Annotated in this window: 10 protein-coding genes and 1 other RNA gene; 2 read left to right on the forward strand and 9 right to left on the reverse strand. The window is 40.0% G+C overall.

What is annotated here, in order from left to right; translation table 11 throughout:
* From FJR77_RS07980 to FJR77_RS08015, 8 genes are all read right to left on the reverse strand, one after another.
* A partial coding sequence (locus tag FJR77_RS07980; RefSeq protein ID WP_268921686.1) for a Rib/alpha-like domain-containing protein occupies positions 1-3,148 on the reverse strand: 3,148 nt, incomplete at its 3' end.
* A gap of 667 nt (positions 3,149-3,815) precedes the next feature.
* The gene (locus FJR77_RS07985) at positions 3,816-4,505 is read right to left on the reverse strand and encodes a response regulator transcription factor (protein WP_000518026.1); all 690 of its coding nucleotides are present in this window, start codon (positions 4,503-4,505) and stop codon (positions 3,816-3,818) included.
* Between the two features lie 11 nt (positions 4,506-4,516).
* A complete protein-coding gene (gene gndA, locus FJR77_RS07990; protein WP_033680682.1) occupies positions 4,517-5,941 on the reverse strand; it encodes an NADP-dependent phosphogluconate dehydrogenase in 1,425 nt (474 codons plus the stop codon).
* Positions 5,942-6,016: 75 nt separating this feature from the next.
* The gene (gene mapZ / locus FJR77_RS07995; protein WP_140834261.1) at positions 6,017-7,402 is read right to left on the reverse strand and encodes a cell division site-positioning protein MapZ; all 1,386 of its coding nucleotides are present in this window, start codon (positions 7,400-7,402) and stop codon (positions 6,017-6,019) included.
* Positions 7,403-7,414: 12 nt separating this feature from the next.
* Entirely contained in the window at positions 7,415-8,572 is a 1,158-nt protein-coding gene (locus FJR77_RS08000; RefSeq protein ID WP_049533779.1) for a THUMP domain-containing class I SAM-dependent RNA methyltransferase, read from the reverse strand.
* 84 nt (positions 8,573-8,656) lie between these two features.
* An RNA gene (gene rnpB, locus FJR77_RS08005) (RNase P RNA component class B) lies at positions 8,657-9,037 on the reverse strand.
* Between the two features lie 20 nt (positions 9,038-9,057).
* Positions 9,058-9,387, reverse strand: a complete 330-nt coding sequence (gene gpsB / locus FJR77_RS08010; RefSeq protein ID WP_049539007.1) for a cell division regulator GpsB — start codon at positions 9,385-9,387, stop codon at positions 9,058-9,060.
* A 69-nt stretch (positions 9,388-9,456) separates the two neighbouring features.
* The gene (locus FJR77_RS08015; protein ID WP_033680686.1) at positions 9,457-9,984 is read right to left on the reverse strand and encodes a DUF1273 domain-containing protein; all 528 of its coding nucleotides are present in this window, start codon (positions 9,982-9,984) and stop codon (positions 9,457-9,459) included.
* A 66-nt stretch (positions 9,985-10,050) separates the two neighbouring features.
* On the opposite strand from FJR77_RS08015, the gene recU reads away from it, so the two are divergent.
* Positions 10,051-10,650, forward strand: a complete 600-nt coding sequence (recU, locus tag FJR77_RS08020; RefSeq protein WP_140834263.1) for a Holliday junction resolvase RecU — start codon at positions 10,051-10,053, stop codon at positions 10,648-10,650.
* Positions 10,643-12,811, forward strand: a complete 2,169-nt coding sequence (gene pbp1a / locus FJR77_RS08025; RefSeq protein WP_140834265.1) for a penicillin-binding protein PBP1A — start codon at positions 10,643-10,645, stop codon at positions 12,809-12,811. Before recU ends, pbp1a begins: the two co-directional genes overlap by 8 nt.
* A gap of 381 nt (positions 12,812-13,192) precedes the next feature.
* Here pbp1a and FJR77_RS08030 read toward each other — a convergent pair whose 3' ends face one another.
* A complete protein-coding gene (locus FJR77_RS08030) occupies positions 13,193-15,172 on the reverse strand; it encodes a peptide ABC transporter substrate-binding protein (protein ID WP_140834267.1) in 1,980 nt (659 codons plus the stop codon).
* Between the last annotated feature and the right edge of the window lie 40 nt (positions 15,173-15,212).

The following is a 15,212-nucleotide window of genomic DNA, read 5'->3' on the forward strand; positions in this document are numbered from 1 at the left end:
CACCTGGATCAGTTGCAGTTGAGCTACCTACTGCTTTATTCTCAATAAATGCACCATCTTTATCCGTTGCAGTTGCATAACGCCATCCTAAAGCCATACCTTCTGGATTTTCTCCTTTAGTTGCTGCCTCTAGTTTGTCTTTTGCTAAACCATCTGTTGCTGCTGGAGTACCTGAGTAAGTAATGACTGCTGGTGCATCTGCTGTCGCTGGAGTTTCAGCATTGATAACATTTGCTTTAAATCCATACTGAGTGTTGATAGTATTTGCTTCACCTGCAACATCAGCAAATGCTTTGTTACCACCTTGTTTTACAGTAGCACTTGCAATTTTTCCGCTATCATCTTTGAATTTGATATCGAATGAATTTTCTTCCCCACCGTATACATAAACTTCTTTAGTAGCTTTATTAGAGTAAGGAATCTCTACTGTTGGAGCTACTACTGGAGTTGCTGGATTTACTAGATATGCTGCTGCAATCTTATCTTTTGATCCATCAGGATAAGTGATAGTAAGATTTCCTTTTTCATCCACACTGTATTGTGAATTTGCTGGAAGACTCGGGTTAGCAGATTTCACTGCTTCGATAATCTTGTTCTTTTCAGTTTCACTAACGCCGTTAGAATCTGCAATATCTACTTTTGTACCTGCAACTGGTTCATATTTCTTAGCAGTCTCAAGGACTATTACTTTAAGTTCTCTGTATATCTTTGTTGGTTTATCTCGATTACTTGCATGAAAGACAATACTGTTAGTTCCTGCTGGCTGATCCATTGCAACAGTACCACTATATTTAGCATCACGTTGGTTAATCGTAGCTCCATTTGAAGTTCCTAGGTATCCCCCTGATGGTAATACTCCTTTTATAGCTGTCGGATTTTTCTCAACTGAAAATTTCTCTAAAGCTGTAGCTTGAGCTACAACATCAACATCAATTTTATCACCAGGATATACTGTAATAGTCTCTTTACTTACTAATAGTCTAGTATCATTATTACCAGTAACCCCACCATCAATAATAGTTAATGGTGTTTTCGTAACTGTAATCGGTGCACTCTTAGCTGACTCTGTTCCACCTGCTGGTGTTGAAGTAGCTGTAATCTCTCCTTCTGGAAGACTGTTTGTAGGGTGAACAGTTGCTACACCTTGGTCGTTAGCTACCGCTTCACCGATCACAACACCATCTGTGTTGTAAAGCTTAACAGTTGAACCTGCTGGTGCTTTGATAGTCACATCCGCTGGCGTACTTGCTTTACCTGCCAAATCATTGACAATTTCTGGACCACTAGTTGTTGGTGTTGCTGCTGGATTGTTAGTCGCTGCACCTGCCGCTGGTTTGTTAGTTGCTGCATCTGGCGCTGGTGTGCTTGGTTTGGGTGCTTCTGGTTTTGGAGTAACTGGCTTAGCTGGTGCTACTGCTTCTTTTTCAACAATTACTTTTACAGGAACTTCTTTTGTAGATTTATCCGGGTAAGTTACAACTGCTGTTGCTCGTTTTTCACCTGGAGTTTTTGTATCTACTGCATCCTTGTACTTAACTGTTGTTCCTTTTGGAAGAGTGTCTAAGTTTCCAATTGATTTTGTCGCATCTGGTTTTTGACCAACTTTTACAGTTTGATCTTTCGCTGTTGGTGTGGAAACATCAGACTGCCACATTTTTATAGGGTTAGTTGCAATGTTGGCGAAACCTGCATTGGCACCAGCAGTGGCACTACGCATCATACCAAATACAACCTTCATATCTTTCAACTGTTCGTTAGATGTTGTTGCAGGAACTTCAGTTCTAAAACTCCATGCATAGCCATCATAACCTGAACCACCCGTAGTCGAACGATCCACAATCAAACGTTTGTCATTCAAGGCAACATTATCCAATAACTCTTTAGTTCTCGGAGAAGAATTAGATGCCGCACTCTTGAAATATCTGTCCTCCTGACCGGCAAGTTTTTCTATAGAACGACCATAGATACCACTTTCCCAACCAGAAGCCAGAGAAAAGGTATCTTTTTTGTCTAATGGTAATCCAGCAGCTGTAGCTGGTGCTGGATTTTCAAACGTTACAGAACTACTCAATGCTGAACCATCAGGTTTTCTACGTTCAAGTTTTTTAGTTTTAGGATTTAATTTACCTTGGATTGGAGAGTTATATTTTGCACGTGTAATGCTAGTTGGCATATTAACTTCTGCAGGAATTTGGATGAAATTTCGATATACATCTCCTCCATCTGTATTATACGTATTAGATAGATTTTCTGCATGATCATTATAAAAGACAAGCCAATCTAATGAAGTAATCTTCCCACTAGCGTCTTTATTATATTTAACTTTATAATTTGTAACTCTAGAAACTGCATTAACAGCGTCATCTGTAGACGTGGCTTTATTAACATCATTAAGGATATAGGTATCACTATGACCATTTGCGGCTGCATTTGTACCTTCTGAATAGGCAACTTCCGCTCTAAAAGCATTATTCTTATCTAATGCTTTACCGTTACGTGAGTCGTTAGATCCTGTGTTTTCGATTGAGTTAGATTCTGATTTTTTCTCAGTGTTTTCTGCTTTTTTACCTACAGTTAGTTGTCCGTTAGTAGTGTCTACTGCTGGAGTTTCTTTTTTCTCTACAGGTTTGTTTTTTAATTTAGTGTTTGCTGTAGTTACAAGTTTATTATAAGCTTTTGTGATTTCATCTTGAGTTGTTGCGTTTGCTAATGTAGCTTTTGCAGCTTCTAAGTCAGCTTTTAATACCGCAACACTCTCTTCTGTTTTGTTATCATACGTTCCATTTGCAAGTTTCGCTTCGATTTCTGCAATGTAGTTTTCAAGTTTAGTTTTATCTAAAGCTTTAACTTCTTTTGCAGTTTCTTCATCAAGTTTGGCTGCTACAGCTGGTGTTGTAGTAACTTCTGGCTTGATTTCTGCTACAGCAGCAGGTGCCTCATAAGTCTTGCCATCTCCGTTCGGTGTAGGGTTAACATCCCCAGTAGTCGAGTTGTTTGCTACAGTAGTTTCTGCTGTGTTTGCATGAACCACTTGAGTAGCTAAGCTAGCACCGACCGCAAAAACAAGAGAACAACCGAATAGGAAATGCTTTCCTTTTTTGATCATTCTCCAGTTCTTTTGCTCTGCATTTTTACGATTAAAATACACTATATTTTCTCCTTTTAATTTCTAAAAATAGCATGTAGTACACATACACATACACATACACATACACATACACATACACATACACATACACATACACATACACATACACTCAACATTATAATTTATATATGCGGATTTGTCAATTATATTAATTATTTTTTATTTTTTTCCAGTATTTTCAGAATATTTCAGGATTTAAATCATTTGCTATATTATAATATTGCACTAAAAATAAAATCTCCCTTTCCTTCAAAACTATGATAAATGCCATTTTTTGAATACTTATAAAGAATATATTAATCTTACCCACAGCTAACTCATCCCTTTTGAGTGTCAAAAAGTAGAGAACTATGAAAGGAAAGCTTATCAGATACCAATACTCTTCGAAAATCTCTTCACATCACGTTAGCTTCCATCTGCAACCTCAAAACTAGTGTTTTGAGCAACTTGCAGCTAGCTTCCTAGTTTGCTCTTTCATTTTCATTGGGTATAAACTATGGTCAAGAAGAAATCATTCTCTCTGACCATCTCTTTGAAGCCTTACAAGACATCTAGGGGTCTACAATTTTGCCTCTTCAAAAAAAGCCCCATACTATCTGGAGTTCAGGAATTCCTGTTACAGATAGTATAGAGCTCAAACAGCAGTTACACGACCGTGACTGCCTTTCTATTCTTGCATAGCGTAACCAACACCACGCACGGTTTTAATGTAGCTTTTTTGACCTTTTACATCAAGCTTGCTACGTAGATAACGGATATAGACATCCACGATATTGGTTTCGGTCGCACTTTCATACTTCCAGACACTTTCCAGCAACTGCTCACGCGTCAGGACTTTCTTGCTTCCCATAAGAGTAGCCAAAAGATCATACTCACGACGCGTCAGAGCAATCATCTCTTCGCCACGATAAACAGTATGATGTTCTACATCCATACGCAGATTGCGGTAAGACGTTGGAACCTTCATCTGACTACAGTGTTGGTCGATAAAGTCCCGACCTCGGAAAATCGCTGAAATACGAGCTACCAGATTCTCAATAATAACTGGCTTATAGATGTAAGAAACGGCAAAGCGTTGGATTGCCTCAATCTGATCTTGCAAGTCTTCGCGATGGTCCAAGACCATAATGACTGAAGCTGGCTTAGTCCGACTCAGCTTGTCTGCAAAATCCTGGGCTGTCATATCCCCCAGATGAGCATTCAATAAAATCAAGTCATAGTCTGTCTGAAGAGCCATGGAGAGGGCTTTTTGCCCCTCCTCAACCTGATCAACTCGGTATTGCTCTTTTTGGAGTTCCAAACTTAAAAAATGAGCTAGATTTCGTTCTTTCTCAAGTAATAAAATCCGTTTCCCCATGGCAGACCTACTTATTTTTCGTCATACCAAGAGTAGTGGAATGTTCCTTCTTTGTCTTTACGTTGGTAAGTATGGGCACCAAAGTAGTCACGTTGCGCTTGGATCAAGTTAGCTGGAAGGTCAGCTGAACGATAGCTATCAAAGTAAGTAATAGCTGCTGAGAAAGTTGGCACTGGCACACCAGCTTGAACTGCAAGGGCTACGATATCACGCACTGCTTGTTGGTACTTAGCAGTAACATCCAAGAAGTACTCATCCAAAAGAAGGTTAGCAAGGTCTGCATCACGGTTGTAAGCATCTGTAATCTTTTGCAAGAAACGAGAACGGATGATACAGCCATCACGCCAGATAGATGCGATGTCTGCAAATGGCAAGTTCCAGTTGTTTTCTTTAGAAGCTACACGTAATTGAGCAAAACCTTGTGCGTATGAAATGATTTTTGAGAAGTAAAGGGCTTGACGGATTTTTTCAATCAACTCAGCCTTGTCTCCTTCAAATGTGAAGGCAGCTGGTTTTGGAAGAACCTTGCTAGCATGTACACGTTCTTCTTTGTAAGTAGAGATGTAACGTGCAAATACTGACTCAGTGATGAGTGACAATGGCACACCAAGGTCAAGTGATGATTGGCTAGTCCATTTACCAGTTCCTTTGTTACCTGCAGCATCAAGGATGTAGTCTACGATTGGTCCGTCTTGACCTTCATCGTCTTTACGGCTCAAGATATCAGCTGTGATTTCGATCAAATAGCTGTCCAATTCACCCTTGTTCCACTCAGTAAAGATTTCAGCCATATCTTCTGCAGAAAGGCCTAGCAAGTGTTGCATCAAGTCATAGCTTTCTGCGATCAATTGCATATCACCATACTCAATACCGTTGTGAACCATTTTCACGTAGTGACCAGCTCCATCAGGACCGATATATGTCACACATGGTTTGCCATCTTCTGGTGCTTTAGCTGAGATTTCTTCAAGAACATCCGCAACCAATTCGTAGGCCTCTTTTTGTCCACCAGGCATGATAGAAGGACCTTCAAGGGCACCTTTTTCACCACCAGAAACCCCAGTACCGATAAAGTTGATACCTGAGTTTGCCAATTCTTCATTACGACGGATTGTATCTTTGTAGAAAGTATTTCCACCGTCAATCAAGATATCACCCTTGTCAAGGTGTGGAAGAAGGGCTTGGATAGTCGCATCTGTACCAGGTCCAGCTTGAACCATGAGCATGATACGACGAGGTTTTTCAATTGAGTTTACAAAACTTTCAACGTCATAGCTTGGTACAAAGTTCTTTTCAGGATGGCAAGCAATTACATCTTCCGTTTTTTCTTTACTACGGTTGTAGATAGCAACTGTGTAACCACGAGATTCAATATTAAGGGCAAGGTTACGACCCATTACGGCCATACCTACGACACCAAAGTTAGCTTTTGTCATTTGACACTCCTCTTGTTTAATTTGTTTTATTTTATCATTTTTACTTTTGAAAAGAAAGAATTTTGTAACGACTGCTTAGTAGTCCAAGTCATCCGCATGTCCTGAACCATTTCCAACAAAGTAACCTGTCTTACAGTTAAGGGTAAAGAGATAGGTTCCGTCTGGCTTGTAGAGGTTGTAATAACCATTGCCATTAACGATATTGACACGTTCAAGGATGTATTGGTTACCAGTGATATAACCACGTGAACGTGAAGTCGCTAGAATTTGTTCCAAGACACCATCAGCAAAATCCCAGGCAGAGTTGTTACTATCATCTACAGCTGATTGATTGAACGGTACACGGCTTGAAGCTCTTTGTAGGTTGACTCCAGAACTTGATAAACCACCATAGCTATCATCCCGCGCAGAAACTGAATTGTTTGATGAGGCGCTTGAAGATGGACTGGCGTTACTTGTAGTACTGTCGGTAGAAGAATTTGAACTTGCTTGACTAGAACTGCTAGTTTGACCTGAGCTTGAGCTAGACGTACTTGTTTGCTGGCTCTTACCGAGGCTAATAGCCTTATCTAGCACTTTATCAATCTCAGTATTCCCAGTTTTAATATCTGTAAATTTAGCATTCGATTTGGCTTTGACACTGGTATCTAGAACACCATCCACAATAGCTGGTTTTTCAAATTGTGCATTGACTTCTTGGATGGCCTTGATTTGCGTTTCTAAGCTGTCATATTTCGATTTGGCAAGCGTATGTTCACGAGTACCTTCCAGCTTATCAAGTAAAGCCTTGAGTTGAGGTAGCTTTTCAAACTGGCTATTCTTCAAAGCTGTTTTATTGCTATCTGTGTAGAAGGCATCGTATTGACTATTAAAATCTTCTAAAATAGGCTGAACATTCTGCTCACTAGACGATGATTGAGCCGTTTGGATTTCCTGTGTTGAGCGAGTAACTTGACGATAAACATAATAACCAGTCCCAATAATAAGAATTCCTAGGGCAGCTAACAAGCCATAAAGAATCTGTTTCTTAACGCTTTTCCCATCTTCACTATCCACCATTGGATACTCTGTTTCGACTGCCTCCTCAGTGTCAAATTCCTCATCAAAAGGAGTTTCTGTCACTTGTGTAGATTCTAAGTCATCAAACTGGATGAAATCATTCTCTACTATCGTAGGCTCAACAGCTGTCTCCTCCCGAATCTCTTGGATAAGATCGTCCAAACTCTGCGTTTCGACTAATTCCTCCTTTTTGTATTGGCGAGTCGCAAACTTATCTGCCTCAATTTCATCTTTGTGTTGCTTGAGATACTTATCTAAAATGGAATCTTCAGGCAATACCCCTGCTTCTACTTCTTCATTTTTACGAATAGCTTGACCAACTGTTAACTCTTTTGCTTCATCAAAATCAAATCGCGGTTCTTGTCCTTCATTTTTATGACGATCCCGTCTCTTCTTAGTCATGAGTTTACCTTCCTACTTTACTTCTTGGCGTTTGATACGCTGACCAAAATATTGATACAGATCCACTTTCAGGGTTCCGTTATACAGTTTACGCTTCTTGTCCGCTTGGCTACCATACTTGCTTTCAAAGGCTTCATCACTAGTTAGGATAAACTTACTCCAAGTCTTGAGAGGTTCAAAAACCTCACCCATCTCAGCATAAAGCTTGGTCACCCCTGCATCATCTGATAAACGTTCACCATAAGGCGGATTGGAGATAATCACACCGTTGATTTTATCAGAACGCAAATCCTGCACGCGCATCTGCTTAAAAGTAATGTCTCCTGCAACACCAGCTGCCTGAGCATTAGCCTTAGCAATCTCCACCATGCGAGCATCAATATCACAACCCATGATATCCAGTTCCAGTTCACGATCCACTTTTTGGGCCGCTTCTGTGCGCACTTCTTGGATCAAACGATCACTGACCCAGTTCCATTCCTCAAATGCAAAAGAGCGACGAAGTCCTGGTGCCATCTTTCGAGCAATCATGACAGCCTCGATACAGAAAGTCCCCGAACCACAGGTCGGATCAATCAAAGGCTTGTCTGGATACCAGTTAGAAAGTTGCAAAATGGCTGCCGCCATATTTTCCTTGATAGGAGCGCCACCCTTTTCGGTACGATAACCTCGTTTAAAGAGGCTATATCCTGTCGTATCAATCATGACAGTTGCCACATCCTTTAGAATAGAAACCTCAATCTTAAACTCTGGGCCATTCTCCATCAGAGGAACACCTTCTGGACGAGCATAGTGTTTCTGCAATTTCTTGACAACAGCTTTCTTAGAAATTGCCTGTACACTTGGTTCATTGTGAAGTTTGGACTTAACACATTTGGCTTTTGAAATCGGGAACCGAGCTCCGAGTGGTAAATAATTTTCCCAATCTAAAGCGAAAACTCCCTGAAACAGTTCCTCAAAAGTCTTAGCTGGAAAGGTTCCTACGATAATTTTGATACGATCTGCTGCCCGAAGCCAGAGGTTGGTTTCGATAATAGCTCTCACGTCTCCTTGAAAACGCACACGTCCATTTTCAACTTGACAATCGTAGCCCAACTCTCGCACTTCTCTTCCCACGACAGCTTCCAAACCAGCTGCCACAGTTGCAATTAAATTAAATTCTTTTTTCATTTTACAGTCTTACAAGACCTTTCTATATGTCCACTTTAAAAAATGAGGTTGAGAAAATTTCTCAGCCCCAACCTATATGCAATTTTCTATAAGCCATGTTTTGTTCCAGAAGTGACTAGGACCACTTCTTTCGATAATCATCTGTCTACCACTAACAGCTCTAGCTGATAGCAGTCAGAGTACTACGTTCGTTTCCGTGCACTCCATGCCCCGACCAAAATTTGGGTTGCTAGCTTGAGGGGTTTACCGCGTTCCACTCTCTCTGTTTCCAGAAAGACTCCGTCACTGTGGCACTTTCAAGCCTACTCTGACCTATCCAAGGACTTAGCCATTTCAACTGCCGTAACGATTTCTCGTCCCTAGGCTTATGGTTTCGCCTAGCACAAACACTACAGGCATCACAGCCTGTGCTAGCATGGACTTTCCTCATGAAAAGAAATTCTCTTCACGCGATTATCCAAAAATTGCACTTTTTAAATAAGCTCTTAAAATCCTGAGTTATCTAAAATTTGTTTACCAAACACTTCTTTTTCAAGACGATTCAAACGTTTTAAAATATCAAAGTTCGTCATAGAACTTGTTGTTGTAGCTTCAAGAGGTTCTGTTTGAACTGGTGAAGGTTTTGGTTTATGAGCTAATTCTTCCTTCAAATCAGCAATTTCCTGACGAAGTGACTTGACCAAGGCAGCATAGGTTTCATAGTCCTTGATGACATCGTCTAAAAACTCATCAACTTCTACCTTACTATAGCCACGGACCTCACGTCCAAACTCTTGTTCAAAAATATCTTTCGCCGAAAAAATAATACCTGCCATGTCTCTCTCCATTCTCAGTTGCTAGTATTATTATATAAAAAAAGACAAACAAAAATCAAGGTCAAAGCTTCAATTTTCGGAAAAATTTTCTGCAAGTTCATTTAGCTGATCAAATGTTAGTCTCTTTATAAAATAGTCTTCCTGCTCTTTCATCATTTGGTAAATATAAGCTAGTCTCGTTTCATTTTCCTCATCATAAAAAAGATAAGAACTATTCGTATTTTCCAGTAAAAACTGCTGGTAATCTCTTAACTGCCCCTTGTGTTCATAACGAGGATAAGCATATTTGACAAAGTCTACCTGCTTAAAGCGGCTCAGTTTCATCTGATTACCTTCATTCCAATTTTCCCCATGAGTTTCAAAAGCAAAAATGGTGGCCAAGTGGAAACCGTATTCGGTCTTCATTTCCTGAGCAACCTCTAAAACCCAATATTCAAAGCCCAAAGTTCCGGTAAATACAAGCCAAGTCACCCCATCTTCTGCCATAGCTTCTAAATCCCTACGTATCGCTTTTTTAATCAATTTAAGACGAGGATCCTTGTCCGAAAACAAACCCAAATCAAAAGCAGAATAGCCTAAAACCAAAGCTGTAGTCATTTTTAACCCTTTCTGTGTAAAATTATGGTATAATAGAGTGATGTTATTGTACCAATAAGGAGAATTATGGTCAACTATCCTCATAAAATTTCATCCCAAAAAAGACAAACATCGCTTTCTCAACCCCAAAATTTCGCAAATCGAGGAATGTCTTTTGAAAAGATGATTAATGCTACCAACGACTACTATTTGTCTCAGGGCTTGGCTGTTATACACAAGAAACCAACCCCTATTCAAATCGTACGAGTGGACTATCCACAACGAAGTCGTGCCAAGATTGTTGAAGCCTATTTTCGACAAGCTTCAACGACAGACTATTCTGGCGTTTATAAGGGATATTACATCGACTTTGAAGCCAAGGAAACAAAACAAAAACATGCGATTCCGATGAAAAATTTCCATCCACATCAGATTCAGCATATGGAACAAGTCCTTGCTCAACAAGGAATCTGCTTTGTCCTTCTTCACTTTTCTTCTCAGCAAGAAACCTACTTATTACCGGCATATGATTTGATTCGCTTCTATCATCAAGATAAGGGGCAAAAATCAATGCCACTTGGATACATACGAGAATACGGTTACCAGATAAAACTAGGAGCATTTCCACAAATTCCCTATCTCGATGTCATCAAAGAACATTTACTAGGTGGTAAACAAGATGAATAAATACATTCTTATGCGAATATTAAAGTATACTGGAATCTTTTTCCTAACTCTCTTTATCGCATTATTTCTATTGGGTGGGGGTGTTTTCCTCTATTTTGTAAGTAAAGCTCCAGCACTATCAGATAGTAAATTAGTTGCAACAACTTCGAGCAAGATTTACGACAATAATAACGAACTCATTGCCGATCTGGGCTCTGAACGCCGAGTAAACGCTCAGGCCAACGAAATTCCTACTGATTTAGTCAAAGCCATCGTGTCTATCGAGGACCATCGCTTCTTTGACCACAGAGGGGTAGATACGATTCGGATCATGGGGGCCTTCTTACGTAACTTACAAAGCAACTCTTTACAAGGAGGGTCAACCTTAACCCAGCAGTTGATTAAGTTAACCTATTTCTCAACATCAACTTCGGATCAAAATATCTCCCGAAAAGCACAAGAGGCATGGTTAGCTGTCCAATTGGAACAAAAAGCTACCAAACAAGAAATCCTTACCTACTACATCAATAAGGTCTATATGTCAAATGGTAACTATGGTATGCAGACAGCAGCCCAAAATTACTACGGAAAAGACTTAAAAGACCTCTCTCTACCTCAATTAGCTTTGCTAGCAGGTATGCCTCAGGCACCAAACCAATACGATCCTTACTCTCATCCAGATGCAGCGTTGGACCGTCGTAATTTGGTTCTTTCAGAAATGAGAGGACAAGATTACATTAGTGCTGAACAATATGAAAAAGCTATCAACACACCTATCACTGATGGTTTACAAAGTCTTAAGTCAGCTGCTACTTATCCAGCGTATATGGATAACTATCTAAAAGAGGTTATTGAACAAGTAGAGCACGAAACGGGATATAATCTTCTTACTACTGGAATGGAAGTCTACACCAATGTAGACAAGGACATTCAACAAAGACTTTGGGATATTTACAATACAGATGAATATGTCTCTTATCCAGATGATGACCTTCAAGTAGCCTCAACTATCGTAGATACTTCCAATGGTAAAGTCATCGCCCAACTTGGAGCTCGTCACCAAGCAAGCAATGTTTCATTCGGTACTAACCAAGCTGTGGAAACCAACCGTGACTGGGGATCAACCATGAAGCCAATCACTGATTATGCCCCAGCCTTAGAATACGGTGTATATGATTCAACTGCAGCTACTGTCCACGATATTCCTTATAACTATCCTGGAACAAGTACCCCTCTCTACAACTGGGATAGAGCATATTTTGGTAACATTACTCTGCAATATGCCCTTCAACAATCTCGTAACGTACCTGCTGTTGAAACACTAAACAAGGTTGGTTTAGATAGAGCTAAAAACTTCCTAAATGGTTTAGGCATCGACTATCCTGTAATGCACTATTCAAATGCTATTTCAAGTAATACAACTGAATCTGGTAAACAGTACGGTGCAAGCAGTGAGAAAATGGCTGCGGCTTACGCTGCATTCGCTAATGGCGGTATCTACCACAAACCAATGTACATCAATAAAATCGTCTTTAGTGATGGTAGTGAAAAAGAATTTTCTGACGCTGGTACAAGAGCTATGAAAGAGTCTACTGCCTACATGATGACAGAAATGATGAAAACAGTCTTGACATCTGGAATAGGTTACAACGCCTATCTGCCTGGAATTCCTCAAGCAGGTAAAACAGGTACTTCTAACTACACAGATGATGAAATTGAAAAACACATCAAGAACACTGGCTATGTAGCTCCAGATGAAATGTTTGTTGGTTATACTCGTAAGTATTCTATGGCCGTTTGGACAGGTTATACCAACCGTCTCACTCCTATTGTAGGTGATGGCCTCACAGTTGCTGCTAGAGTCTATCGTAGCATGATGAGCTACCTTGCTCAAAATAACCATCCTGGAGATTGGACAATGCCTGAGGGACTATATAGAAACGGGCAGTTCGTATTCCTAAACGGAGCAAGAAATACATGGAGTACTCCTGATACACAACAAACACAATCAGATGTAGAGAATCCCTCTACAACAACTGAAAGTTCAACTACCCAAGTAACACCTACTCCTGGTCAACAATCAAATAATCCTGCTCCAACAAATCCAAATCAGGGACAACCTGGCCAACAAATCCAACAGCAACCACAGGCCCCTCAAGTTCAACAACAACCACAACAGTAAACGAAAATCCTGAGAACTAGAAATTCTCAGGATTTTTATATAGTAGATTGAAATAAAATGTGAACAAATTGATTGGGAAATTCAAACTCTACTCTTCGAAAATCTCTTCAAACCACGTCAGCTTCACCTTGCTATATATATATATATATGTGTGTGTGAGTGACTTCGTCAGTCTTATCTACAACCTCAAAACAGTTTTTTGAGCAGTCTGCGACTGGATTTCTAGTTTGCTCTTTGATTTTCATTGAGTATAATTTCTAACAATGTTCTAGAAACAATGGTGTAGTATTGTAGACTCAATAGGCTGTATTATTCTAGATTCAACTCCCTCTACTAGAAAGACATATAAAGGAGTCGGCTACAAACCAAACTCCCTTACCTTTATTTCACATGTTTCACAAGGTCTTCTTGCGCTTTTTTATTGGATTCTTCTTTTTCTTTCATCCATTTTTCTTGGGCTTTTTGGTATTCCTCTACAGTGACTGCCTTGTCTTGAAGTTCCAAGTATTTGTATAGGAGCGGATCGCTTGTCCCCTTGTTACCAGAGAAGGCAAACGGCATCGTAAATGGTACCATCTTAGACAAGATTGGGCGACCAGTAAGTGTTGTTGTTGGGATAATCAAGGCACTATCTGTCAACCAAGCTTGTGCAGCTGCGTATTTATCATAACGTTTTGCTACGTCTGTTGTCTCATTTCCAGCTTCAGTTACTAATTTCTCATAGTCGTTTAGACCAACAGTTTTAGCTGCAGCATTATCTGTACCAGCATCAAAGCCAAGGTAGGTTTTAGTGTTTTCACCAGCTGATGGTTTGATAATATCGAGGTAAGTTGATGGATCGGCAAAGTCAGGACTCCAACCAACATTATCTGAAATATCCCAATCTTCCCCAGCTGCTGTCTCAGCAAAGTAGGTAATATTCAAGACTTCATCTTTTTGTAATTGTTGAATATCAATTACGACATTATCTGCACCCAAGGTTTCTTCAACCGATTGTTTAAAAGACTGTACGCGTTGAACTTTTGTAGTTGCTGTCTGGTCAACTGGCATATCCAAATGAATTGGGAAGGTCACGCCTTCTGCCTGTAAAGCTGACTTAGCCTTCGCAAATTCAGCCTTAGCCTTGTCTGGATTGTAAAGACCATCTTGGGCATCGGCAAGATTAACATCCTTCCATTCATCTCCATAAGTTACTAATTTTTCCTTGACCATATCGCCAAAGTTTTTACCATCTGATTGAACAAATGTTGGTGGAACAAAGAGATTACGCAAGATTTTGCTGGCACCACTAGCACCGTTCACTTGTGAAGCATAGGCTGTACGGTCAAAACCAAAGGCAATAGCCTGACGGAAATCCTTGTTTAAGAGAGCCTTTTTGGTAGAAGTCTTTTGTTCGTCGCTGGTCTTAGATGTGTGTTTATAAGATTGACGGTCAATATTTGTCCCTACTAAATAAGTCGTAGAGTCTTGTTGAGTATAAACGATATTGTCTTTCATACTCTTCTCAAGCTCTGCAAAACTTGCATTTGTTGGATAAAGTCTAGCTGCTGTAAAGCTTCCATCCTTAAAATTCTCTGCTGGTTTGCTGGTGTCTTGACCATCCCAGAATGACAATTTGATCTTGTCAACATGAACATTGTCCTTATCCCAGTAGTTCGGATTTTTCGCAAATTCAACGGAAGATTTAGCCACAATAGATTTCAACAAATAAGGACCATTGTACAAGATACTGCTTGGATCCGTAGCTTTGGCAAAATCATCCCCTTTTGAGTTCAAAAACTCTTCATTAACTGGTGCCAAGACACCCATTGTTGTTTTAGAATTCCAAAAACTTTCAGGTTTGTTCAATGTGTATTGAACTGTTTGATCATCAAGCGCTTTAATCCCAACTTGAGAAAAATCTTTATTTTCCCCTTTAGCGTAGGCATCCAAACCTTTAATCGAATCCTGTACCAAGTAAAGGGCTTGTGATTTCTTATCTGTTGCATATTTAAGACCTGTCACAAAGTCCTGTGCCTTAACAGGAGCATACTCTTCTCCCTCAGATGTGTACCACTTGGCATCCTCACGAATCTTATAAGTATAAGTCAAGCCATCCTTAGAAACCGACCAGTCTTCTGCCAATGAAGGAACAAGGTTCCCATATTTATCATTTTCAAGCAAGCCATCAATGACGTTACTAGTAATATTTGAAGTAGCTGCCTTACTGGTTGTCAAATAGTTAAGATTATCTGGGTCTGTCTCGTAGGTAAATGCGAAGGTCTGCTCACCTTTAGCGCCTGAGCCCCCTGAACAAGCAGCTAAAACACCCGCTGCTAATAAAGTCACTCCCGCAAGAGCCAATACTTTTCTTGTTTTCATAGTCTTCTCCTTTGTTTTTTTATTCATTATAGACCCTTTT

The sequence above is a fragment of the Streptococcus shenyangsis genome (genome assembly GCF_006385785.1).
GTDB classification, from domain to species: Bacteria; Bacillota; Bacilli; order Lactobacillales; family Streptococcaceae; genus Streptococcus; species Streptococcus shenyangsis.